This is a genomic window from Streptococcus sp. CL5.50 (assembly GCF_049738015.1).
In the GTDB taxonomy this organism is placed as follows: domain Bacteria; phylum Bacillota; class Bacilli; order Lactobacillales; family Streptococcaceae; genus Streptococcus; species Streptococcus mitis_CA.
On sequence record NZ_JBKOTR010000001.1, the window covers coordinates 197577 to 221722 of the forward strand.

Below are 24146 nucleotides of genomic sequence, written 5' to 3' on the forward strand. Positions count from 1 at the left end.
TATAAAAATTTTACACATTTCTCTTGACAGGGCTTTCATTTAGATGTACAATGTATGTGTAGAAAAATTATATATAAAAATCTTACACATTAGAAAAGGAGGTTCCCCATGTACTTTCCAACATCCTCTGCCTTGATTGAATTTCTCATCTTGGCTGTACTGGAGCAGGATGATTCTTATGGTTATGAGATTAGCCAAACCATTAAGCTGATCGCTAATATCAAAGAATCTACACTCTATCCCATTCTCAAAAAATTGGAGGGCAATAGCTTTCTGACAACCTATTCTAGAGAGTTCCAAGGTCGCATGCGCAAATACTACTCCTTGACAAATGGTGGTATAGAACAGCTCGTGACCCTAAAAGATGAATGGGCACTTTATACAGACACCATCAATGGCATCATAGAAGGGAGTATCCGCCATGACAAGAACTGAATACCTGACTCAGCTAGAACTTTATCTCAAAAAACTGCCTCAGGCTGACCAAATTGAAGCCATGGACTATTTCAGAGAACTCTTTGACGATGCTGGAGTCGAGGGAGAAGAAGAACTCATCGCTAGCTTGGGAACTCCTAAGGAAGCAGCCCACGAAGTTCTATCAAATCTTCTAGATAAAAAAATCAATGAAGCGCCTGCTCAAAAGAATAACCGACAAATTTTGCATATCGCCTTGTTAGCTTTGCTTGCAGCACCCATCGGTATTCCTCTGGGAATCGCCATCCTCGTGTCCCTGTTCGCAATCCTTGTTGCTGCTTTGACTGTCATTCTGGCTTTCTTTGCAGTTTCCATACTTGGTATCATCGGCGGATTCCTATTTTTAGTTGAAAGTTTTACTGTCCTAGCCCAAGCTAAATCAGCCTTTATCTTGATTTTCGGTTCTGGTTTACTAGCTATCGGTGCTTCTTCGCTGGTTTTATTAGGTATTTCCTATGTAGCTCGCTTCTTCGGTCTACTCATTGTTCGCCTGGTGCAATTTGTTCTTAAAAAAGGAAAGAGAGGTGACCAGCATGCGTAAATGGACAAAAGGATTTCTCATTTTTGGTGTTGTGACTACCGTTATCGGCTTTGTCCTGCTCTTTGTAGGCATCCAATCTGACGGAATTAAGAGCCTACTTGCCATGTCCAAAGAACCTGTCTATGATAGCCGTACGGAAGAGCTAACCTTTGGCAAGGAAGTCGAAAACCTAGAAATTACTCTCCACCAACACGCGCTGACCATCACAGACTCTTTCGATGATCAAATCCACATTTCTTACCATCCATCTATTTCTGCTAACCATGATCTTATCACAAATCAAAACGATAAAACGCTGAGCCTCACTGATAAGAAACTGTCTGAAAGTCCATTTCTCTCTTCTGGAATTGGCGGGATTCTCCATATCGCAAGTAGCTACTCTCGTCGTTTTGAAGAAGTTATTCTCCAACTTCCAAAAGGGAGAACTCTAAAAGGAATCAACGTGTCAGCCAATCGTGGACAAACTAGTATCACTAATGCTAGTCTTGAAAATGCGACCATCAATACCAATAATGGCTATCTCCTCCGAATTGAAGGAAGTCGTATCAAAAACAGTAAACTCACAACCCCTAATATCATTAATATCTTTGATACAGACCTTACAGATAGTCAGCTAGAGTCAACAGAGAATCACTTCCACGCTGAAAAAATCCAAGTACATGGTAAGGTGGAATTGGTAGCAAAAACAAACCTAAATCTGCTACTTTCCAAAGAAGAAAAACAAAGAATCAACTTAGATCTTTCAACAAAACATGGTTCTATTCTTCATTTTTTAAGAGAAGGAAGGCGTTCGTTTAAAAACGAAGAAAACAAAGATGAACGATTAAGCAATCCTTATAAGACAGAAAAAGCAGATGCAAAAGATCAACTCATCGCCAGAGCAGACCAGGATATCTATCTACTCAAATCAGAGGAACACGAGTCTTCTTCTAGAAATCGTTGACAAAAGCGCTTACATTTGCTACTATGAAAGCATATTTATCTAACTAAAAAGGAGGTTCTACCATGAAACAAGAATGGTTTGAAAGTAATGATTTTGTAAAAGCAACAAGCAAGAACAAACCTGAAGAGCAAACTCAAGAGGTTGCAGACAAGGCTGAAGAAACGATAGCCAATCTCGATACACCAATTGAAAAAAATACTCAAGTAGAGGAGGACGTCTCTCAAGCCGAAGTCGAACTGGAAAGCCAGCAAGAAGAGACAATTGAAACGCCTGAAGACAGTGAAGCGAGAACAGAAATAGAAGAAAAGAAAGCATTAGATTCTACTGAAGAAGAGCAAGATTTTTCTAAAGAAACAGAAAAAGTCACTAAAGCTGAAGAGAACCAAGAAGCACTTCCTCAGCAAAAACCAACCACGAAAGAGCCCCTTCTTCTCAGTCAATCCTTAGAAAGTCCCTATATCCCCGACCAAGCTCCAAAATCTACGGATAAATGGAAAGAGCAAGTGCTTGATTTTTGGTCTTGGCTAGTGGAGGCTCTCAAATCTCCTACAAGCAAGCTTGAAACAAGTAGCACACACAGTTACACAGCCTTTCTCTTGCTCATTCTGTTTTCTGCATCTTCCTTTTTCTTTAGTATCTACCACATCAAACATGCTTACTATGGACATATAGCAACTATGCATAATCACTTCCCTGAACAATTTGCTTCATTGAATCTCTTTTCGATTATCTCTATCCTAGTAGCAACAACACTCTTCTTCTTTTCATTCCTCTTGGGTAGTTTCGTCGTGAGACGATTTATCTACCAAGAAAAGGACTGGACGCTAGAAAAGGTTCTCCAACAATATAGTCAACTCTTGGCAATTCCAATCTTCCTCACTGCTATTGCTAGTTTCTTTGCCTTCTTTGATAGCCTGCGATTTACAGCCCTCTTGTGTGTGATTAGCATTGGAATCATTCTGCTTGCTAGTCTCCATATCATTACAAGGCCAAGTCAAGCAAGTGAAACCGACTCCTTCTATCAATTATTCTTGTCTGTCCTTGTGAACGGAGTCATTATCCTCCTCTTCTTTGTAGCTGAAGTGGCACTGATTGGAGATTATCTTCGTATCTTAGCCTTTCTTTAAGATTCAATCCTGTCATCCATGGCAGGATTTTTCTATACCAAAAAGCAAGTCGATTGACCTGCTTCTGATTTACTCTTCTTGTGCTAATGCTTTAAAATCTTTGTCCTAGGATGGGTTTTATTCCTAGAGTTCAGTAGTATGATAACGTTGCTATGAAGTTCGTTATTCCAAATATTATGCAAACTAGTTATATGTAAAATTAAGATTAGAAACCACCAATCTCCATTTATTAACTTTTAATGAAATTCGTCCATATTAATAACTTTACCTGCTCTAGCAATAACATCCTTATCATGAGTCACGACAATAACAATCTTTTCCTCGTTCACTAATTTCTCAACCTCATTTAGAAATAATTCAGTTGAGTTTCTGTCCAAATTTCCTGTAGGCTCATCAAATAGATAGATGTCCTTTTCTTGCGATAAACTCCTCATGAGTAGAATTTTTTGTTTCTGACCTTGCGAAATATTGGTGGCTTTCCCATCAATCTGATGACTTAGAGCTATATTGAGATTCAGACTATCAAGATTATTTGATTCATAGTTTTCCTTATTAAATAGAGTGAAATTAATATTTTTTGAAACACTTCCAGGGAATACATGAAATTCAGATGAATACACGCTTAAATAATCTAAAATATTAGTCTCCTCTAAAGTAGAAAAACTTTCCATTCCATTCAGTACAATATCACCCTCTGTTGGAGAAGATAATCCCTGAATAATATTCAAAAGAGATGATTTCCCAGTTCCATTCCCGCCTGTAATAACGGTTAATTCACCACTATTGAACTCAAAATTTAATTTAGTAAACACCAATCTTTCATCCCATTTTTTACATAAATTCCGGCATGACAATTGTTCAATTTTAGATACTGGAATGGTAGCAAGATTACTTTCCATCCCTACTTCCTCTAGTCCAATAAACTCAAAGGAATATTGACTTTTTTTCAATGCTACCCAAGATGTAATTAAAGAATTTAAAATGCTGGATAACAGTAATAAAATCAAAATACTATTTGTATACTCCGATATATGTGCGTAATCTCTAATAATATTTACAGTAGCAAGCAAAAATGAACCAGTTAAACCAATAAATATCTGCGTAGAAGCTAATAATCTATTGGTAATATGTGTACTATCTAGTTTCGTTCCCAATAGTTCATTGAGTCTTTCATCAAATTCTTTGATGAAGTCGCTAGATTTTTGGAAACTTATAATATCTTGCAAACCATAAATTGTATTTTCTACCAGAGAACTAAAGTTAGAACTATTAGCAATAAATTCTCGCTGATTTTTTACAACTTTTCGTATTTCAAAATTGACATATAAACCAAGAATAGCTATAGATACGCATGTAACTGCGAAAATAATAATATTCAATTTTAATAGCAATAACAGTAGCAAACAAAACACTAAAAGCTGTACCTTTAAGTAAAATTTTTGCATAATACCTGTTGCTGATAACAATAAATTCCAAAAATAACTACTCACATACTCATAATTTTTAGTTAAAGAAAAATCATTTAATTGGTTCTTATAAAAAGAGGACAGAATATCATTTAAAAAATTATTCTCAATCTTTCCTTTTAATCTCGTTTCTAATATAGAGAACTGCCAATACAAATATGAAGCTAATATTATTGAAGCTAGGGTAAATAGTTGAATACTAAACTGAATGTTAAGTAGACCAGACATTGTTATTTGTAGTAAAAAAGCAATAGCAATAGGTAAACTAATTTTAGCTAATCCCAAGAAAAAGATTGCCAATTTTCTCTTCCAACCAAGTGAAGCTAGAAATCTATGATATAACTTATCTGCATAGCTTATCGTAACAATATCTTTTCTATCTTCTGAATTAACATTCTCATTCTTTTGAGGAATTAAAACAATTCCTACACTCTGACTAAAAAGTTCTAATCTTGAAATTTTCTCAATTTCCTCATTTGCAGGATCAGAAACAATCAATGAACTACTGTCTCCATCCAACACGACGATATAATGAGGCAAGCTAGCTCTTTCTACTACTAGTAAATAAGGAAATGATACGTTGTTTAACAAACTAGGAGTCTCAATTTGATAAGAATCCGCATCAATACCATAGCTTTTTAGTATATCTTCTATATCAAACAAAGACAGTCCTTGGTGGTTATTGTTATCAAATTGTAGACTATCTAAATGTTCTAATTTTGGGAAATAGTAAGAAATGATTGTCTTTACACAAGCCATTCCACAATCCAGCAAAGTTGCTTGTTTATAGTGACTAACCATTATTTTCTCCTTTTTCAACACTTATCTTACTATAACCATCAACTTCAATGACGCTATTCGAAGTTTGATTTGTCGTAGGAACCTTTAAAACTTCTCCTGTATTATTTGTATGCAAAGTATAGATTCCATCAAAATCTTTAGGAACTGTAATAGATACATCGCCAACAAGAGTATCTACAAAAATTTTTTCGAAAGTTGCATTTTTCCCTAAGGAAATGGTTACATATAACTTGTCTTTCCCTTGTGAACTCAAAGCCAAATTAAAGCCATGTTGTGAAAATGGAATATATAGACTATCTGAACTCATTTTAACGTTTTTAGTTATGTTATTCACTGATTCTTCGGAAACTTTTCCTTCTATTTGAACACTTGTTTCATCTGATTCACTCTTGACAACTTTAACATCAATTGCTTGCTTTGAACCATAAAACTCTAACGTTTTAATACTTTTAGAAGAAAGAGCCCACGATTGTTTTACACTGATTGTCGTCTCTCCTCGTTTTAAGGTTAATAAAATTCCAGCCACTACAAACAGTAACAACAGCCCAATTACAATTCCTATTTTTTTCATCATTAGTACTCCTACTTAAATTCTTTTTTACTGAATACAACAAACGCAAGTACAATCACTGCTATACTTACCAATATAGGATAGCCTACATTCGTAAGGGTAAATTGACTTACTCCAGGGGAAGTTTTCAAATTTAAAGTCATTAATAAATAGTCTCTCACACTCTCACCAGAGTTTGGAAGGACATAAACCAATAGGTTATCAAACAGTAAAATATAGAGTATATAAATCATACATGATTCATAAACCTTATCAAATATTTGAAAAATTAATAATGAGATACTGATAATAACCAAATAGTATGGTAGTTGATGTAAAAATGTCGAAACAATCAACACCAAGTCTCCCTCCAAATAGACGAGGGCTGTTAAACTATAAAAAATAGTTACATATAGGAAAGACAAACAAAAGGCTCCCAAAGTTTTATATAAAAATAACTTCCAACGTTGTTTTTCTTTTGTGAGGAGAATGTTAATCGTACGGAAACTATAATCTTCCCCCCAGAAAAATAAATTAGTAGAGATAAAAAGCAAAGGAATAAAACCACTCACATTTGAAATCAATACTCGAAATGCTGGTTCATCTTCATTCGATGACTTAAAAAATAAGGAGAATAACAAAATCAATAATCCTATCAACAAACTAGGAAGTACTCCTCTTTTTTCCCAGTAAAATTTATACATATCTGCTTTAAGAGAATTCATGACTCTCCTCCTTTCTTAAATCATCAGATAATATTATGCAAATAGTAGTCCTCAAAGCGTTCTTTCTTAATATAAATATCCTGTATCACTAGATTTGACACGACACTATATTCCAAGATAGCCATTAATTTTTCCTTTTCTGGCACAACCAGATAGTCATCCTGCTCAAAATGAACAATGCCCTCTTCTTTTAAAAACGTTTTTAGAATCTGATTATTACTCGTCTTAAGGAAGAGCTTTTCTGACAAATCATTTGCTAGCTCTTTTGAACTCATCACATTTAGAATCTTTCCTTTTTTCATGATGATATACTTATCTGTTATAAATTCCAATTCTGACAGAATATGGCTCGAGATTAAAAAAGTAACTCCTAACTGATCCCGTAAATTCAAAATCATTTTTCTTAAATCTGAAATCCCTTGAGGATCTAAACCATTCACTGGTTCATCTAAGATAATAAGCTCTGGATTATCCAAAAGCGCAATTGCTATCGATAGTCTTTGCTTCATTCCAAGGGAATAGTTTTTTACTTTTCGATCCCATGACGGTTCCGGCAAGTGAACCAATTCCAACATTTTTGTGATATCTGTCTTTAAACCAAATCTTGTTTTATAATATTGCAGGTGTTGACGTCCAGTCAAGTTTGGATAGAGGGCAGGTGATTCGATAATACTACCAATCTTATGCTGCGAAACACTCTCAATTTCTCCCTTATCAGCTTGAATTAGTCCTAGAAGAATTCTCATTAAGGTTGTCTTTCCTGCACCATTTTCACCGATAAGACCACATATTTCCCCTTGCTCAATATCAAAGGAAATATTATGTAAAACCTGTTCTTTCCCATATGTTTTATCAATATTTTTAAGACTTAAAATCACACGATTCATAGTTTCTCTCCGTTCATTATATTAAAAAGTCTCTGACAAGGAATGAACCCTGCCAGAGATTTTTAGATTACGTTAACTCCAGCAGAAGAACCCAATACCTGTGAGCATTCCATAAATACCGAGTGGTGAAACAGCACAAAATTGACCTGCCACAATGTGTTTTTTATGTTTATTACTTAGTTTTTTCATTACTTAACCCTCCTTTTAATCCCAACAAAATATACCTACTCCATATCGAAGACCTATAATACAAAAGCGACCTGCTACAATGTGCTGTTTATTTTTGTTACTTAGTTTTTTCACTACTTCATCCTCCTATTTAATCCCAACAAAATATGCCTACTCCATATCGAAGACCTATAATACAAAAGCGACCTGCTACAATGTGTCTTTTGACACGTCCAGTTAGTTTTCTCATCAGAAAACCCTCCTTTTAAAAAATTTTTTATAATAACCAAATGAGATTCTCATTTCAGTCATTTATTAACTGTTTTAAATCTTTAGACAAGATTTCTTCGCTTCCTTGTTCTACATAAATTTGTTTCACTATCCCATCTTTATCCACTATAAATATTGTTGGAATAGCTTTTACATCAAAAAACTTAAAAGCTTGTAAATCTTGATCTATATAAACTGGAAAGGTAAAACCCTGATTCCTTAAAAATTGATGAGAGGTTTCAAGTGTTTCACGTTCCCCATCAACTATATCCACCATAAAGAAATCAACTTTATCTTGGTATTTATCATAAAGGCGCTGAATGATTGGGAGCTCTTTTTGGCAATCAGGACACCAACTAGCCCAGAATACCACAACCTTTGGTCTAAACTTATAATCTGATAGTTGAACCTGTGCTCCCTCATTAGAGGTTAACAATGCATTCTTGAATGTTGTATTTTTAGTTTTTGAAATATATTGGTTTATTTCCTCCTCTTTTTTTAAGAGGAGCTCTTGCGCTGTTTCTTCTTGATGATGAGATTCCTGGTTTTGATAGTAAAATCCTGCTAAAAATAAAGATGCTATCACAAGAAGAACCATTGTCTCTACAACATGTTTTTTTGACATCATGGATTGTCCTCCACTTCTGAAATTCTAAAACTTTCGATAATAGATAATTCTTCTGGTAAGATTAAAACTCGCTCTTCGCCTGCATCTAAAATAGCTAAACGGAATGGTTCCTTATTCAACTCTATTTGTACCAACTTTTGCTCCGTCGTGTTATTTCGAAACAGCAAACTGTGGCGAGTTTGTGTAAACGTCTCTAGCGAGATACTAAAATCTTCCATTTCTATCTCCTATCCAGAAAACCAAAAACTAAGACTTAAGAATACTTCAAATCCAAACATGCTTCTTTCCTCCTTATCTCTTGTTCTTTATGATCATAGTATAGCGCTTTCAAAAATAAAAAAACATGACAAAAATGTCATGTTAGCTCTCCATTTCCTCAAAAGTTTTTAAATCTTTTTCTTTTTCTCCCAATATACGCGCTTCTAATACTTGGTCTCCAAATGCTTGAGCACAAATAATAGCTCTATCGTATAAGCGGATGGCTTTTTCCTTATCCCGTTTATGAAATAAGGTACACATAGCTTCAAGCATATCAACAATTGGCTTGTTTTGAAAATCCTGCGATAAAATCATCAGCCTGTTCATCGCCTTAACATAAGGCTCAAAAGTGGAGTAAGATTTTTCCATCCATTGAACAGCTAAAGAATCAAGCACTGTTCTCTTTAACATATAAGCTGTCTCTAAATCGGATGAATTTGTTTCTCTTATAAGTTTTTTAGAAAGCATCCAAAACAGTTCATGATGATACCCAATCGGTCTTGCTAAACACGAAACAAAGTACAATTTTATCAGAAGCAAATCATTCACCGAATAGTTTTTCCTTATCTTTACTTGTTCAAAATATTCATCCAGCAAAGCATCGCCAAAACCTGCATCTTCACTTACAAAGACATCAAAACTAGCTTGTAAGGCACTAACTGCAATCTGCTCATCCTCAGGTAGACTGTCATAATAGTGTTCGTAAACTCTTTCAAACAACTCTTCCTTAACTTGGATTCTATCATCATCTCCATAAGTTTGAAACTTAATGAGTTTATCCTTTAATATCAAGTACTCGGAGGGTAAAATCATATGATCCATATCTACTATATGTGAAATTGAACAGCCTAGTTTGTAAGCTATATACTCTACCTTGGATAAACTCGGGGAAGACTGGCCTGATTCAATCCGTGCTAATTGGCGCACCGTTATCTCAGTTTCATCATCACAAAGAGTTTCACGAGTGATATGTTTCATCTCTCGCAACATTCGGATTCTTTTACCTACTTCCTTCTTGATATCCATCTTAAAATCTCCTGATAATTAGTTACCGAATAATATTATATTTTTTATATTATGCTGTTTTTTATTGAACTAAGCAATTCTTAAAATTTTATATTACAAAACTTAACAAGACTAAACCATATTTCGCACGCTAAATAGCAATTGACCTGCTTCTGCTTTACTTTTCTTGTGCTAATGCTTTAAAATCTTTGTCTAAGATGGGTTGCACTTCTAATTGATTGGCATCTAGTTGGTGGTAAGATGCTGATGGTAGTGACTCTAGGAATTTTGCATAGTCTAAGCGGACAATGGCTTCATAGTCTTCTGGTTTAGAGCCGTCTCCTGTGATTTGAACCAAGTCAATCTCCCACTGCACTTCCTTATCCACCAATTGCTCAATATAGGCAGTAGGAACAAATGGTTCTCTCGGTAATACTGTCTTGACTCCTTGAGCCAGATGGTAAACACCGTGCACTTGGCCTTCTCCATCCTGATAGAAGGAAACTCTTGCAAAGTAGGCATCTGTCTCTTGAACCGCACGTACACGCGCTTCAAACTGAGCCAAGCCATTTTCCTCTAAAAAGCTTTTCAAGTCCTCATGACCAAAGAAAACAGGATTAAAAATTCCTTGGCAAATCGTAAAACGGGCTGCAGCGTCTGTCAGATGGGCTTGAATACTTGCTTGGAAATAAGCTTCAAAATCAAAACCATCTAGTCCTTCAATCTCAGTTCCTGTATAAGCAAGCAGAGCATCTAAAAATGATTTGATAATCTGCCAGTCTGTCTTCGTGAGTAGGTCAGGAAGATCGATACGGTAAGCCTTTTGACTATCAGCATAACTGACCTTAAAAAGAAATTGTGATTGCCCCACTATCGCACACTCGATATACTCAAGACGATTAAGAGGCTGACGGAGATAGATAGCATCATAGCTATGCGACTCCAAACCATCCACCAAGGCCAAGATAGACTTGGCAGTCAAAATTTCCTGTTCTCCTAAAATGCTCTGTTTATTTGGAATAAAAAATGTTTTCGTCATAACTGAACTCCTTTGAAATCGTTTACATATAGTATACCTTATTTTTCTGAAAGATACAAAAACAAACTTTATACTCTTCGAAAATCAAATTCAAACCGCGTCAGCTTCGCCTTGCCGTACTCAAGTACAGCCTGCGGCTAGCTTCCTAGTTTGCTCTTTGATTTTCATTGAGTATTAATTTTTGAGTAAAAAGCATAGAAAAACAGCCCCTAAGGACTGTTTAATCTTATACAGTAGCTGCTTGATCCAAGCTTTCACCGATAGCGGCTAGGCGCTCGATCACTTCAGCTTGTGTCAATTCATTTTCTGAAACATAGCGGTTACGTGGGTGAACACGGCACTCGTGTGAGCATCCACGAAGGTACTTGTCTTCATTTTCTTCTGATGTCAAGATACGACGGTTACAGAATGGATTTCCACAGTTGACATAACGTTCACATGGTGTTCCATCAAACCAGTCTTTCCCTACGATGGTTGGGTTGACATGGTTTACATCTACGGCAATACGCTCGTCAAAGACGTACATTTTCCCATCCCAAAGCTCACCTTGAACTTCGGGGTCTTTACCGTAAGTTGCAATTCCTCCGTGCAATTGGCCAACATCTTTGTAGCCTTCACGGACCATCCAACCTGAGAATTTCTCACAGCGAACGCCACCTGTACAGTAAACCACGACACGCTTGTCCATGAATTTTTCCTTGTTGTCACGGACCCATTGTGGCAACTCACGGAAGTTGCGGATATCTGGGCGGATAGCCCCACGGAAGTGTCCTAGGTCGTACTCATAATCGTTACGTGTGTCAAGGACAACGGTATCTTCGTCAAGAAGAGCTTCTTTGAACTCTTTTGGAGACAAGTAAGCACCTGTTGTTTCAAGTGGGTTGATGTCGTTGTCAAAGTCGTTGTCTTCCAAACCAAGGTGGACAATCTCTTTCTTGTAGCGAACAAACATCTTCTTGAAGGCTTGTTCACTTTCTTCGTCAATCTTGAACCAGAGGTCTTCCATACCTGGGAGGCTGTGAACGTAGTCCATGTATTTTTGAGTTGTTTCATAATCACCTGAAACTGTTCCGTTAATTCCCTCGTCAGCGACTAGGATACGACCTTTAAGGCCAATTGATTTACAGAAAGCCAAGTGGTCTGCAGCAAATTGCTCTGCATTTTCAATTGGAGTGTAAAGGTAGTAAAGTAAGACACGAATATCTTTTGCCATAAGATTTGTTCTCTTTTCTATTCTTAAATTTTCAGAATTTTTCATCTAACTATACTAGTATACCTGCTTGAGAAAGCGAATGCAATTTATTTGACTGGAAATTGTAGAAGATGGCCTGTCCCTGCACTTCATCAGTAACCATAGCGAATTGCAGATAGTTCTCTCAATTTTTTGATCTGCTCAGCTTGATTTTCTGACAAACTTAGCTTGTTATCAATCAATACGCGCGCAAGGTCAACATTCATTTGACTCAAAATAAATGGAGTAGAGGTCCCATCGTCCTCTAATCGTCTTTTATAACTCACTAACAGATTTTTCAAGGGAGTCAGTTGAGGCGTATCCTTTATATCTTCCAAGAGATGATTTATGATCGTCATGGCTTCACAACGCCTTTCACTGCCTCCGGCAAACCATTTTAATGTTGTCATTCTTATTTTCCTCCTGAAACTCACTTATAAATTAAAAAACTATCATTCCTAACTCTCATACCAATATTTTACCCAAATACCCTGTGTAAAAAAGTCAGAAAAAATGGTAATGTTGCGAAAATATTATTAATCACATGCACCGCATAGGATGGATAAATGCTCTTGGTATAGCGGGTCAAACTAGCAAAGATGATGCCAGATGTTGCAAAGACGAAGATATCTAACAAACTAGGCAGGCTTGAAAAATGAGGAAGAGCAAATAAAATTGACGGAAGAAGCAAATCAAGGCCAAATCTCGAATGCTTAAAAAAGGCGTGTTGCAGTAATCCTCTATAGATTAGCTCTTCCATAAGTGGAGTCAGAAAGAACAAAGTTATATAGATACCTAGCTCAGCAAAGTTGGTCCCACTATAACCGATCAATACAGCCCAACCTTCAGCAGTTGACTGAACATGTTTAGCTGTCTGAACGTTAAAAGAGATCTGGAGCACTACCACTAGTACTGTCAAAATCGAATACCAAAGCCATTTTTTTCTTGGAATGTGAAAGAGATAACCATGACCTGTCTTAACCAGAATCCAAATCATGACTCCGCTAAATAGCAAACTCAAGAGATTTTGAATCCAGACGAAATTGCCAATCTGGGAAGAAAATTGCCAATAATTTTGAACAATAAGCGTCAGCTGAGAAAGACCAAATACGAAAAATAAGTAAGACAAGACTGCACTTATTTTGAATAGAAGTTGATACTTCTTCATATGAACTCTCCTTTGTAAACTCGATACATCTCTAATATAAGCTATATTTTCCTAAATCCTTACTCCAAATCCTAAATGGTACTTGAGATTTCCTGAATGGTTAAATAGTGATAAAACAACATAGATATCTATGCTCTCGTTTCAAAAAATCACTGCCTCCCCAAGATAAGCCTGAGGAAAACAGTGATTCAGTTTTTAGGAATTAGGAATGAATACACGAAATCAATTGATCTTATGATTTTTTGTTTTTCAAGAATTCATCGTATTGTTTTTGCATTTCGTTCAATACTTTTTCGTAAGCACCTTCAGATTTCAATTTTTCCATCAATTCTGGAATAGCTTTATCTGGGTCTACAGTACCAGTGTTGATAGCTGTATCGAATTGTTGCATTGTGTTAGAGATTGCTGAGATTTCAGATTTCACATTGTCAGTGCTAAAGATGAATCCAAGTGCTGGAGATTCTTTAGCTTCAGCCAATTGTTTCTTAGAATCTTCGATTTGTTGGTCTGTAACGTTTTCGTTGATGTAAAGAATCCAGTTGTTACCAGTGTTCCATCCACCCATGTGAGTGTTTCCTTTGTAGCCATCAAGGACTTTAACACGGTTTTCTTTACCTGGAATTTTTTCCCAGTTCTTGCCTTCTGGACCATAAACAAGACCATTCAAGAGTTCTGGGTTAGTGTTCAAGAGGTTCAACACTTCCATTGATTTTTCTTTGTTCTTAGAGTTGTTTGAGATGACAAAGTTAGCAACTTGTGTTGTTTGGTTTTTCTTGATGAAGTTAGTGATTGGTTTGATTTGGATATCTTTGTTCGCAACACGTGAAAGCAAGCTGTTACCGTAGTCAGCTGGTCCTACTGTTTCTTCACGAACGAACCAAGTATCTTGTTGAAGGTCAAATGAAGTATCGCTTGTTGCTACGTCTTTTGGAATGTATCCAGCTTCATAGAATTTGTGAAGAGTCTTCAAGTGTTCTTTAAAGCGAGGCACTTCGTAACGGTTTACGATCTTAGTAGTGTCCCCTTCAAGGTCGATAACGAATGGAAGTCCGTTTGGAACTGGGTAGTCAAAGTTATCAGATGGGATGAAGTTCTTAGTAACCGCAAATGGCACTACATCTGGAGCTTTTTCTTTGATTTGTTTCAAGACTGGTTCAAGTGTTTCATATGAAGTGACACCTGAAATATCGATACCGTATTTAGCAAGAAGAGTTCCGTTGAAAGCGAAGTTTTGAGATGATGCAACGTTGGCTGCAACTGGAACTGCGTAAATTTTACCGTTAATGCTGTTACCTTTGATGTAAGCTGGGTCAAGTGCTTTATAAAGCTCTGCCCCTTCTTTCTTATACAAGTCAGTCAAGTCAGCATAGGCACCTTTTTGAGCATTTACAACATAGTTAGATGCAAAGGCGATATCGTAGTTTTCACCAGATGATGTGATAACTGACATTTTCTTATCATAGTCACCCCATCCAAGATATTGGATATCCAATTTAGCACCAACTTTTTCACCGATGATTTTGTTGGCATTTTCTAGCAATTCATCTAAGTTATCTGGTTTGTCACCGATTTGGTACATTTTGATAACAGTTTTTTCACCTGAAGCTGAGTCAGCAGCTTTCTTGTTACCTGAAAGGTTTCCACAAGCAGCGAGACCAGCAGCCAAAGCGACTACACTAGCAGATGCAAAAGCATATTTTTTCCAGTTTTTCATGATAAAAACTCCTTTTTTTATTTTTAAACTTATAAACAATGTAATGATCTTATACTCAATGAAAATCAAAGAGCAAACTAGGAAACTAGTCGCAGGCTGTACTTGAGTACGGCAAGACGACGTTGACGCCGTTTGAAGAGATTTTCGAAGAGTATTAACTTCACACAAGGGAAGTTTGGAAATGAGAAATGATTTTTCTCGACAAGTACTATTCTTTCACACCACCGATAGTCAAACCTTTTACAAAGTAGCGTTGGAAGAATGGATACAGAATCGCGATTGGAAGGGTTGCGACCACAACCATGGCCATACGACCTGTTTCTTTTGGAAGAGCAACTCCCAGTTGACCAGATAGGCCGACTGCTTTGGCGATGTAGTCCATATTTTGCTGGATTTGCATGAGCAAATATTGCAATGGATACAAGTTGTCACTCTTGATGTAAAGAAGGGCGTTGAACCAGTCATTCCAGAAACCAAGAGCTGTCAAAAGCGTGATGGTTGCGATACCTGGTAATGACAATGGCAAACAGATTTGGAAGAAGATCCGGGCCTCACTAGCACCATCGATACGAGCGGATTCAAGAATGGCTTCTGGAATGGTCTTCTTGAAGAAGGAACGCATCAAGATGATGTTGAATGGTGAGAGAAGCATTGGAACAATCAAGGCCCAAACTGTATCACCGAGTTGAAGCAAACGAGTTACCACGATATAGCCTGGTACCAAACCAGCGTTGAACAACATACTAAGAAGGGCAAAGATCGTAAAGAATCTGCGATACTTAAAGGTTGTCCGTGAAATGGCGTAGGCATAAGTTGTTGTGATAAAAACGTTTGTGATAGTTCCCACCACTGTTACAAAGACTGAGATGAAGAGGGCTTGGAGGATTTTATCCTTAAACTGTGCCAAGAACTCAAAACCGTCTAATCCAAATTGGGATGGGAAGAAGCTATATCCATTTTGGAGGATACTCTTTTCATCTGTCACAGAGATAACAATAACAAATATGAAGGGTAGGATACACGAGAGGGCGATCAAACCAGAAATGGTACTAAAGAAGATATCTGCTTTCTTACTGAAGGAGTGAATGCCGACATTATCAATTTTTTCTTTTTTAATTTTCTTTTCTGCCATATTCTCCTCCTTTCTAGAACAAGGCTGAGTTTGGATCAACTCGTCTTGCAAGTAAGTTTGATAGGATAACCAGAATCAAGCCGACTACTGATTGGTAGAGACCTGCTGCTGAAGCCATCCCGATATCCGCTGTCTGAGTCAAACCATTATAAACATATACGTCCAAGACGTTGGTTACGTTATAAAGCTGACCAGCATTGTGGGGAATTTGGTAGAAAAGACCAAAGTCTGCACGGAAGATATTTCCGACTGCAAGGATGGTCAATACGGTTACCAATGGTGTCAACTGCGGAATAGTTACATTGCGAATTCGTTGCCATTTGCTAGCCCCGTCTACTGTTGCTGCTTCGTAGTAGGTTGGATCAATTCCCATGATTGTCGCATAGTACATGACACTGCTATATCCAAAGCCTTTCCAAATACCTAGGAAAAGTAGAAGATATGGCCAGATACCCAAGTCAGCGTAGAAGTTGATTTCCTTCATTCCGATAGACTCTAGGAAATGGTTGAACACACCTTTATCAATGTTTAGGAAGGCATCTGTAAAGAAACTGATGATAACCCAAGACAAGAAGTAAGGGAACAACATGGAAGTTTGGAAGATCTTAACCATTCTCTTAGAACGGAGTTCACTGAGGATGATGGCAATCCCTACAGATACAATCAAACCGATAAAGATAAAGCCGAGATTATAGAGGACAGTATTTCGTGTGATAATAAAGGCGTCTTTTGAACTAAACAAGAATCTGAAATTATCGAGTCCGACCCATTTACTATTCACGATACTATCTATAAATCCATTACTGGTCATGTGGTAGTCTTTAAAGGCAACCACGTTCCCAAATACTGGAATGTAGAAGAATAGAATCAACCAGAGTGCCCCTGGTAAAACCATCAAGAGAAAGATCCAGTTGTCTCTCAAGGTTTTTGAAAACTTATTCATAATTTCCTCCCTTTTTATTTTGATATCTATCTAAAAATTCCTTTTTAGACTTTTGATAACGATTACATTATTAGTATACTCCTATTTGAAGGTTAGGTTAAACTACTAATTATAGAAAAAACTCCACAAATTATTTTATGTGGAGTACTTGTTTAAGAGAGGGATGTTTCACGAGAAACACTCTGCTCAAGGTAAGGTGTTCTTGTTTTAGATCGTATAAATCGTTGAAGCTGTCGCAATAGTATGCCACTGGTTGGCTGTTGTGGCTGCGAAGTCCTTGTCTGCGTAAAAGTCAGTAAATGGCAGGATTTCCACTTCTAACTCGTCGATGCGGTCAAGCTGGCCAGCCAGATAAGCCTCGATACGGCTTTCTGCTCGCTTAATGCGTTGCAAGAGTCCGCCCATACGGATATCGACCGTATCCAAGCCAAAGACCTTATTTTCCTTCAACCATTGATGACTAAAGAGGGTATGGAAGTGCTCAATTTGGCTTCTGAGTTCTGGTAATTCTTGTCTGGCGATTTCTTGCAGGCTTTCTTTATCACCTTCTTGGTAAGCCTGACGAATGCGCCGTCCCACATCGACTTTGCTACTTAAAATCTGATTCAACTGGTCCTGAGTTTCAAAGAGGTAGGCATAATTTCCTGCTTTTTCTTTAATATCAGCAAGCGTCTCAGCAGCCTGAGCGAAGTGCGGTTTGTCCTGTTCAGGTGTCATGTGTCGGTCAAGAATCGGACAGAGAATATCCTGATAAAAGACATAGCGGTTGGGATTGATGCCACTGAGATTGCCTGGTAGGTCTGGTAAAAGGTTGGCTAGGTCAATCTGCATAAAGTCCTCAACCGATAGACCAGTATTAGTCTTGAAGTTAGCAGACAAACGGTCTAGGTCATTGCGGTAGCTGAGTTCTGCCCAGATTTGCAAGCTTGGTAAGATAGAGAACTGAGCTGTTTCCCCACCATTATCCCCCCAACCTGTCACGATAACTTCTTTGATATCATTGGCACGACAGGCCTTGTTCGCTTCAAGAGCGATAAGACGGCTGAAATGGTTGTTGGGTGTGAAACCAATCCACTTCCAAGCACCACCTGCAAAGGCAAGGTCATGACTAATCTTATGATGGTTGTGGAAGTTGCGATTGTATTTTTCCTCGCTATCCTGATAATAGTCCCAGTAAACCAAGGTCACTCGGTCTTTGAGACGGTCTAGGTAGACACGAGTTTCTTCTGGAATTTCCACATCACGGTCGTACTGGCCATCTGCTGACATAAGTTTAAAGAACATATCGCTCCACATCTGGCAGTGGAAACCATATTTGTCTGCAATATCCAGCACGCGCTCCAAGTGTTGGCACATGAGGAGACTACGATCCACAACACCGTTGAGAATCAAGTAGCGTCCCAAACCAACCAAGTGGGCTTCGTCCATCCCGATATTGACCTTGCGAGTTTGTAGTTTAGATAGAGTAGCAAACATGCCATCAATCAGGTCATAAACCTTTTCTTCGCCGATAAGGAGGATATCCTCCACATCACGGAGTTCCTGCACTTCTTTGACACCCCATTTAACGAAGGCTGACAAGTGGGCCAAGGTCTGGATGCAAGGAACAAAGGCCATGTCAAACTGCTGGGCATAGGCTTCGATTTCCTGCAACTCCTCAACCGAGTAGGCTCCACGAAAATAGCCAAAGTAAGGCTGCCCTTCAATCTGGTAGGTATCTTCCATGTAAAGCTCAAAGGTTGAGTAGCCCATGAGAGCCAAGACCTCAATCATCTGCTTGGCAGAAGCGACATTCAAAACTGCATTGCGGGAACAGTCTGCCATGTAGGCTAAATCTTCATAATCCGCCTGCTCCTCAATCGCTACTTTATCACCTTCTACTAGAGCTGTTGCCAACAAGGACAAGGCACGATAAAGTTGGTGAGGTTTGCGGTAAGTTAGTTGATAGTGGCCACCCTCACCCTTGATAGAGATAGAAGCTTGGTCAGACTGAGCAACAGATACTTCCACATCTGGTAAAGAAATATGCTTTGTCAGCAAGTCGATTGCCTGAGTTTGTTTGGAATTAAGTCCTGTAAATCTTACCATTGGTTTTCCTCCTGTAGCCAGTTGACAAGGGCACCGTAAAGATTAGCATCTGCATGATAGGTACAGGCTTGGATAACTGGTGCGACCGTGTATTCTTCGTAGGTCTCGACAAAGTCATCAACAGCCTTCTTGACACCTTGGATGAAATCTGGATTTTGACTGATAGAGCCTCCCAGACTAATGACATTTGGGTCGATGAGATACTGAATATTGAGCAAGCCTTGCGCCAGATTACGATTCATGCGCTCAATGGCTTCTTGACAAAGGGCATTTCCTGCTTCGGCCTCTTGGTAAATCTTGCGACCGTCCCAGTCAGTCTGACCAGATTTTTCAATCACGTATCGCACCATATTCCCAGTTGATGCTAGTTGCGACCAGTTGTTGAGCTTTTCAGCAGGGGCAAGGGTGGTCATGTAGCCAAATTCTCCACCCAGACCGTGGCGACCTCGATGAAGTCTACCATTGATAATCATAGCTCCGCCAATCCCTGTCCCAATCACGACACAGGCTGCATTTTCAAGTTCTGGATGAGCCAGTAATTCACTGAGTCCAACGCAGTTAGCATCATTTTCCAGATGGATAGGAATCTGATAAGAGCTAAGCGCCTCATACCAAGAAAATCCGTGAATGTAGGGTACTGCACTGAAGCCATCAATCACACCTGTCTCTTGATTGACCGCGCCTGGAACGCTCATAGCAATCCCGCTATAATCCTGCTCTGACAAACGCTGGTCTAACCAAGCTAGTAAGTCCTCCAAGTTTTCAGGCGTTGGAATGCTTGTCTTATTCAGTATTTTACCATCAGGAGTCAGACTGGCAAACTTAATCCCAGTCCCTCCGATATCAATCGTTGCAATAGTCATTGTTTTTACCATAAAAAGGGGCGAATCAGCAGTTAGTTCTTACCTTTTCGCCCCTCCTTTCTATCTTGTAGTATTAGTTATCAAACATTTTCAAAATCTTAGATTTCTTCTTTTTGGATGAATTCTGTACGAATCTCTTGTGGTGAAATGAGGCCTCTATGAACGGGGTATGGTCGTTCAAGTAGGTCAAGGAAGAGATGTTGACTTTCCGGTACACGCACATTTTCACTACACATATTGTAGTAACGAAGCACATAGCCTTCTCCATTTTCAGCTACCTTAAAGGCTGTTGGACAGATTTGCGGTATGCTGAGAACAAAATGGTTCAAGAGGCTACCAGTCGCAGCCACGCTTCCTTCTTGTTTAGCAATCTGAAGGCTAGTAAATGGTGTCTGCAAGGCTTTAGCACGACGATAGGCTGAGAAGCGTTCTTGAGCTTGGTGGCATTCAAGCGCAAACTCGACTTCAAACTCACGCAAGCATTGAGCTTCTGGTGTTGGGAAGTAACCCCAGTCACCTAGCTCACCTGATGCACGCAAAATAGTCACTGCAATAGTGTCGTCTCCAAGGATTTCGTATTCATTCAATCCCTTATTGGCTACCGTCACTCCTTTTTCATCGTCATACAGACTGACAAAGGCTTGTTGGTGTTGAGGATTTTCAGGATTTTCCCATGAAGCTGCTGGTTTGTTTGGTCGTGTCACCACCTCATAGATGCTTTCAGAATCATTGCTTGGACGCGTGTTATGAGTCTTGACCAAGAGACGGATACGGTGGTCTTTGGCAGTGTTAGTAAAGCGAGTCTTGCAACGGATTTGTGGATTGTCAACGAAGACAGTCAACTCAGTTTCCAGAGGAATAGTTATCAACTCTTCAGAGCGTCCAGCTTCACGCTTCATAAACTCGATGATACCTTTTTGCTCTTCTTCTAGCTTTTCATCGGCACTGACAGGCACGGTCAATTCATGTTTGAGCAAAATCTTAGCGTAGCGAGCTGTGTTTTCCAAGACCTCGTAGCCCTTAAGCTCTGCATAGATTGGCTCTGTTCCTTTTGGTTGGAAATAGATATACTCGTTTCCGATATCCCCACGGTCCTCAAAGCGGATAAAGTCTTCATAGGCTTCGTGAGTTGTCTTGTCATAAACTGTGATATTGTCATCTACTCTCACCGTTACGAATGGTGTATCAATCACTCCGTTTTGGTAAATACCGTCGCGGTGTTCTTGTTCTCCTTCCAGTAATTGGAAGGTTGTCCAAGAAAGTGGCGCTAGGTGAACTGGAATGGTCACGCGCACTTGTCGAGCGATACGAGCTTGTCGGAACTTGTCTTTTGGTAAATCGTACTCAAAATTAGCCCCGAGGTCTTCGATTTTAGCTTCTACAGGACGACCATCCAAGTCCTCCACACGGTAGCTTGGCAAGGTTAAGGCAGCCATCTTCTTGTAACCTTCTGTTGGGTGCAATTCCTTAAAATCACAAGTCGCCACATCAATCACTGTGCTGACAGTATCAACCTTATCATGCAAACCTGTGTTAATGACAGTAAAGAGATAATCGCTTTGAGCCTTAGCTGTAGCGATTTTACCCTTCCATTCGTTAAGAAGATTGCTCTTAACAAAGTTTCCGACTTGATTGACCTTGGCAAAACGTGTCTCCATCTCACGGTGAACTTCGTCCACGCTACAGCCACAGATACTATCATGCGGCGCATTTTGCAAAAGTGTTTTCCAAGCATAGGTCAACTGATCCTTGTGATTGTGGCCCCCAGTGATAATCGTCAAGGGTTCTACAACTTGCTCTAGGAGGTTGCTATTTTCTTGGAAGGCTTGTTTGAGATAAATGCGAGATGAAGAAGTGTTGGCAAGTGTGTACCAGCCGTCTGTTTCCTGACTGGTCAACTCACCTGTAACCGTTGATAATTGCTCTGGTAGGGCACTTTCCACGGCTTGGACATATTCATCAAAAGAACTATGAACAAAGGTTACATCTGGGAAGAGTTCATTTGCCACACGAATGGCTTCACTCAAATTTTTCTGGACAGGCTGATGGTCACAGCCGTTCATCATCAACCACTGGTTGGTCGAAGCATAGTCACGCACGTCTGCCAGTTTTTGTTTCCAGAAGGTCAAGGCCTCGTCTTTATCAACTGGGATTTCATTCCCGTTACTGTACCAGTTGGCAAAGAGAATCCCGAGGACACGACTTCCGTCCGCACCCTGCCAGTACATTTCTGAAAACTGGGAAGTAAACTGCTCATCTTCGAGAACTTGGTTGTCAAATCCAATCGGTTTCACACCACGACCAAAGGCTGCCACGTGAATGCCTGATTTTTGAAGGATTTGAGGAGCTTGCCCCATATTTCCAAAGGTATCTGGGAAGTAACCAATCTGAGTAGATTTGCCCCATTTTGCAGCCTCCTGCTGACCGATAAGAGTGTTGCGGACATTGGCTTCACTTGAAATCAAGTAGTCATCTTGCAAGATGTAAAAAGGACCAATTTTAAGTTTGCCTTCGTCGATGTATCGTTGGACTTTGTCGCGATTTTCAGGGCGAATCTCCAAGTAGTCATCAAGGACAATGGTTTGACCATCCAAGTGGAAGCTCTTGAACTCAGGGTCATTTTCAAAGAGATCAAAGAGATTGTCAAATAATTCCACCAACTGCATACGGTGGCTTTCAAAAGGCAAGTACCACTCACGATCCCAGTGACTATGTGAGATAATATGTACGACAACATTTTCCATGAAGTAAAACCTCATTCTAAATTTAAATTTTTATTGTTAACGTTTTAAATGTAAATTTGTGATTCTTTCCAAGAATCAGTTGCGCTAAAGCGTGTTCCTTAGCGGATATCCAAGTAATCCAAGACCAATTCACAGAACATCATGTTGGCCCAAGAGAACCATTCACGAGAGTAGAGAGTTGGGTCATCTACGTGGAAGCTTTCATGCATAGCACCTGTACCACCATCGCAAGCAACCAGCTGATCCAGCAAGAATTTCTTCTCTGCCTTATCTCTTGTTGTCAAACCTTGGATAGACAGAGCGATTGGCCAGATATAGCGATAGAAGGTATGAGAACTTCCGAGACCGCTAGCGTATTCTCCTTGGTAGAAGTAGGGATTTTCAGGGCTCAGAATGGTACGACGAGTTGCTTGATAAACTTCATCATCGACCGAACAGTAGCCCAGATAAGGTGCAGCCAGCAGACTTGGTACGTTTGGATCATCCATGATGCTAGCATTTCCCAAACCGTCTACTTCAAAGGCATAAATCTTTTCGCCCTTGCTGTTGCTTGTGTAGGCGTAGTTTTCAATTCCTTCTTGGATTTCAGACTGGAGGCGCTTGGCGTCTGTGGTAACACTCTGGCTATCAGCTAGGTCCAGTTCTGCAAAGATTTCTTGGACATACCCCAAGACTACTACAGCAAACATATTTGACGGAATCAAGTAGCTATACTGGCAACAGTCATCACTCGGGCGAAAAGCTGACCAAGTCATGCCTGTCACTGCAAAATCAGGGCCAAATCCATCATTTACCAAGGTGTCTTCCTTACGGTCCGTATCTCGGACAAAACGATAAGGAGAGTTCTTGTGGTCTTGTTCCACTGTCCACAGATGGAGAATTTCCTTAGTCGCTGCGACAAAAGTCTCATCAAACTGGCTAGTCTCGCCAGTCTCTTTCCAGAGGAGATAAGCCAACTGCAAAGGATAGCAAAGCGAGTCCACCTCGTACTTGCGTTCCCAAATCCAGCCATTAAGGTCTGTATGGTCGGTCTCGTGGTGCCCCTTCCAGTTTTCCTCAATATTAAAGGAATTGGCATAAGGATCCTTGAGTACCAAGGTCATCTGACGCTTGACCAAACCTGCAATGGTCTGACGCAGGAGGGCATCTCTTTTAGCCACATGAAGGTAGGGTCTGAGTTGAGCTGTTGAATCCCGAAGCCACATAGCAGGAATATCACCAGTGAGTACAAAGGTTGAACCATCTTCTAGGATTGCAACCGTATTGTCCAAGGTGTCTGTATAGCAACGCTCGAAAACATCCACCCACTCTGGATGGTCCTTAGCCCGCTCTGCCACTTCATCTAGCCATTCTCGAACAATTTCTTTTGAATAAATCATCG

At 39.3% G+C, this 24146-nt stretch carries 22 protein-coding genes; 4 read left to right on the forward strand and 18 right to left on the reverse strand.

Annotated elements, in window-relative coordinates; genetic code table 11:
* Positions 1 to 108: 108 nt before the first annotated feature.
* From ACLNCV_RS01030 to ACLNCV_RS01045, 4 genes are all read left to right on the forward strand, one after another.
* A complete protein-coding gene (locus ACLNCV_RS01030) occupies positions 109 to 435 on the forward strand; it encodes a PadR family transcriptional regulator (RefSeq protein WP_000273858.1) in 327 nt (108 codons plus the stop codon).
* Positions 422 to 1015 carry a DUF1700 domain-containing protein gene (locus ACLNCV_RS01035; protein WP_000198700.1) on the forward strand — a complete coding sequence of 198 codons (594 nt, stop codon included), beginning with the start codon at positions 422 to 424 and terminating at the stop codon, positions 1013 to 1015. The genes ACLNCV_RS01030 and ACLNCV_RS01035 overlap by 14 nt, the downstream gene beginning before the upstream one ends.
* Complete coding sequence (locus ACLNCV_RS01040; RefSeq protein WP_424844787.1) at positions 1008 to 1958, forward strand: DUF4097 family beta strand repeat-containing protein; 951 nt, start codon at positions 1008 to 1010, stop codon at positions 1956 to 1958. Before ACLNCV_RS01035 ends, ACLNCV_RS01040 begins: the two co-directional genes overlap by 8 nt.
* 62 nt (positions 1959 to 2020) lie before the next feature.
* A complete protein-coding gene (locus ACLNCV_RS01045) occupies positions 2021 to 3085 on the forward strand; it encodes a DUF6574 domain-containing protein (RefSeq protein ID WP_247949422.1) in 1065 nt (354 codons plus the stop codon).
* 236 nt (positions 3086 to 3321) lie between these two features.
* On the opposite strand, the gene ACLNCV_RS01050 is transcribed toward ACLNCV_RS01045, so the two are convergent.
* The 18 genes from ACLNCV_RS01050 to ACLNCV_RS01135 form a co-directional block, all read right to left on the reverse strand.
* Positions 3322 to 5352, reverse strand: a complete 2031-nt coding sequence (locus ACLNCV_RS01050) for an ATP-binding cassette domain-containing protein (RefSeq protein ID WP_084887745.1) — start codon at positions 5350 to 5352, stop codon at positions 3322 to 3324.
* A complete protein-coding gene (locus ACLNCV_RS01055) occupies positions 5345 to 5923 on the reverse strand; it encodes a hypothetical protein (RefSeq protein WP_261125868.1) in 579 nt (192 codons plus the stop codon). Before ACLNCV_RS01055 ends, ACLNCV_RS01050 begins: the two co-directional genes overlap by 8 nt.
* Before the next feature lie 11 nt (positions 5924 to 5934).
* On the reverse strand, positions 5935 to 6627 hold the full coding sequence (locus ACLNCV_RS01060) for a hypothetical protein (protein WP_020902117.1): 693 nt from the start codon (positions 6625 to 6627) through the stop codon (positions 5935 to 5937).
* Between the two features lie 23 nt (positions 6628 to 6650).
* Complete coding sequence (locus tag ACLNCV_RS01065) at positions 6651 to 7514, reverse strand: ATP-binding cassette domain-containing protein (RefSeq protein ID WP_020902118.1); 864 nt, start codon at positions 7512 to 7514, stop codon at positions 6651 to 6653.
* Between the two features lie 472 nt (positions 7515 to 7986).
* The gene (locus ACLNCV_RS01070) at positions 7987 to 8577 is read right to left on the reverse strand and encodes a TlpA family protein disulfide reductase (RefSeq protein WP_247949421.1); all 591 of its coding nucleotides are present in this window, start codon (positions 8575 to 8577) and stop codon (positions 7987 to 7989) included.
* A complete protein-coding gene (locus tag ACLNCV_RS01075; protein ID WP_000389381.1) occupies positions 8577 to 8798 on the reverse strand; it encodes a hypothetical protein in 222 nt (73 codons plus the stop codon). The genes ACLNCV_RS01070 and ACLNCV_RS01075 overlap by 1 nt, the downstream gene beginning before the upstream one ends.
* 142 nt (positions 8799 to 8940) lie before the next feature.
* Positions 8941 to 9864: a helix-turn-helix domain-containing protein gene (locus ACLNCV_RS01080; protein ID WP_020902121.1), complete on the reverse strand. Its 924-nt coding sequence runs from the start codon at positions 9862 to 9864 to the stop codon at positions 8941 to 8943.
* Between the two features lie 157 nt (positions 9865 to 10021).
* Positions 10022 to 10882, reverse strand: coding sequence for a DUF4299 family protein (locus ACLNCV_RS01085; protein WP_084887743.1), 861 nt, complete (start codon positions 10880 to 10882; stop codon positions 10022 to 10024).
* A gap of 226 nt (positions 10883 to 11108) precedes the next feature.
* Complete coding sequence (trhO, locus tag ACLNCV_RS01090; RefSeq protein ID WP_001030022.1) at positions 11109 to 12095, reverse strand: oxygen-dependent tRNA uridine(34) hydroxylase TrhO; 987 nt, start codon at positions 12093 to 12095, stop codon at positions 11109 to 11111.
* Positions 12096 to 12226: 131 nt separating this feature from the next.
* Entirely contained in the window at positions 12227 to 12523 is a 297-nt protein-coding gene (locus ACLNCV_RS01095) for a bacteriocin immunity protein (RefSeq protein ID WP_238096079.1), read from the reverse strand.
* Between the two features lie 68 nt (positions 12524 to 12591).
* Complete coding sequence (locus ACLNCV_RS01100; protein WP_261029060.1) at positions 12592 to 13281, reverse strand: CPBP family intramembrane glutamic endopeptidase; 690 nt, start codon at positions 13279 to 13281, stop codon at positions 12592 to 12594.
* Positions 13282 to 13513: 232 nt separating this feature from the next.
* Complete coding sequence (locus ACLNCV_RS01105; RefSeq protein WP_424844788.1) at positions 13514 to 14995, reverse strand: ABC transporter substrate-binding protein; 1482 nt, start codon at positions 14993 to 14995, stop codon at positions 13514 to 13516.
* Between the two features lie 208 nt (positions 14996 to 15203).
* Positions 15204 to 16127: a carbohydrate ABC transporter permease gene (locus ACLNCV_RS01110; protein ID WP_000818349.1), complete on the reverse strand. Its 924-nt coding sequence runs from the start codon at positions 16125 to 16127 to the stop codon at positions 15204 to 15206.
* A gap of 13 nt (positions 16128 to 16140) precedes the next feature.
* On the reverse strand, positions 16141 to 17070 hold the full coding sequence (locus ACLNCV_RS01115) for an ABC transporter permease (protein WP_001032152.1): 930 nt from the start codon (positions 17068 to 17070) through the stop codon (positions 16141 to 16143).
* Positions 17071 to 17277: 207 nt separating this feature from the next.
* On the reverse strand, positions 17278 to 19158 hold the full coding sequence (locus tag ACLNCV_RS01120; protein WP_424844789.1) for a beta-N-acetylhexosaminidase: 1881 nt from the start codon (positions 19156 to 19158) through the stop codon (positions 17278 to 17280).
* On the reverse strand, positions 19152 to 20021 hold the full coding sequence (locus ACLNCV_RS01125; RefSeq protein WP_424844790.1) for an ROK family protein: 870 nt from the start codon (positions 20019 to 20021) through the stop codon (positions 19152 to 19154). The genes ACLNCV_RS01120 and ACLNCV_RS01125 overlap by 7 nt, the downstream gene beginning before the upstream one ends.
* A 98-nt stretch (positions 20022 to 20119) precedes the next feature.
* Entirely contained in the window at positions 20120 to 22765 is a 2646-nt protein-coding gene (locus ACLNCV_RS01130; protein WP_424844791.1) for an alpha-mannosidase, read from the reverse strand.
* 98 nt (positions 22766 to 22863) lie between these two features.
* Positions 22864 to 24144 (reverse strand): glycoside hydrolase family 125 protein, encoded by a 1281-nt coding sequence (locus ACLNCV_RS01135; protein WP_261125874.1) that lies wholly within the window; start codon positions 24142 to 24144, stop codon positions 22864 to 22866.
* Positions 24145 to 24146: the final 2 nt, after the last annotated feature.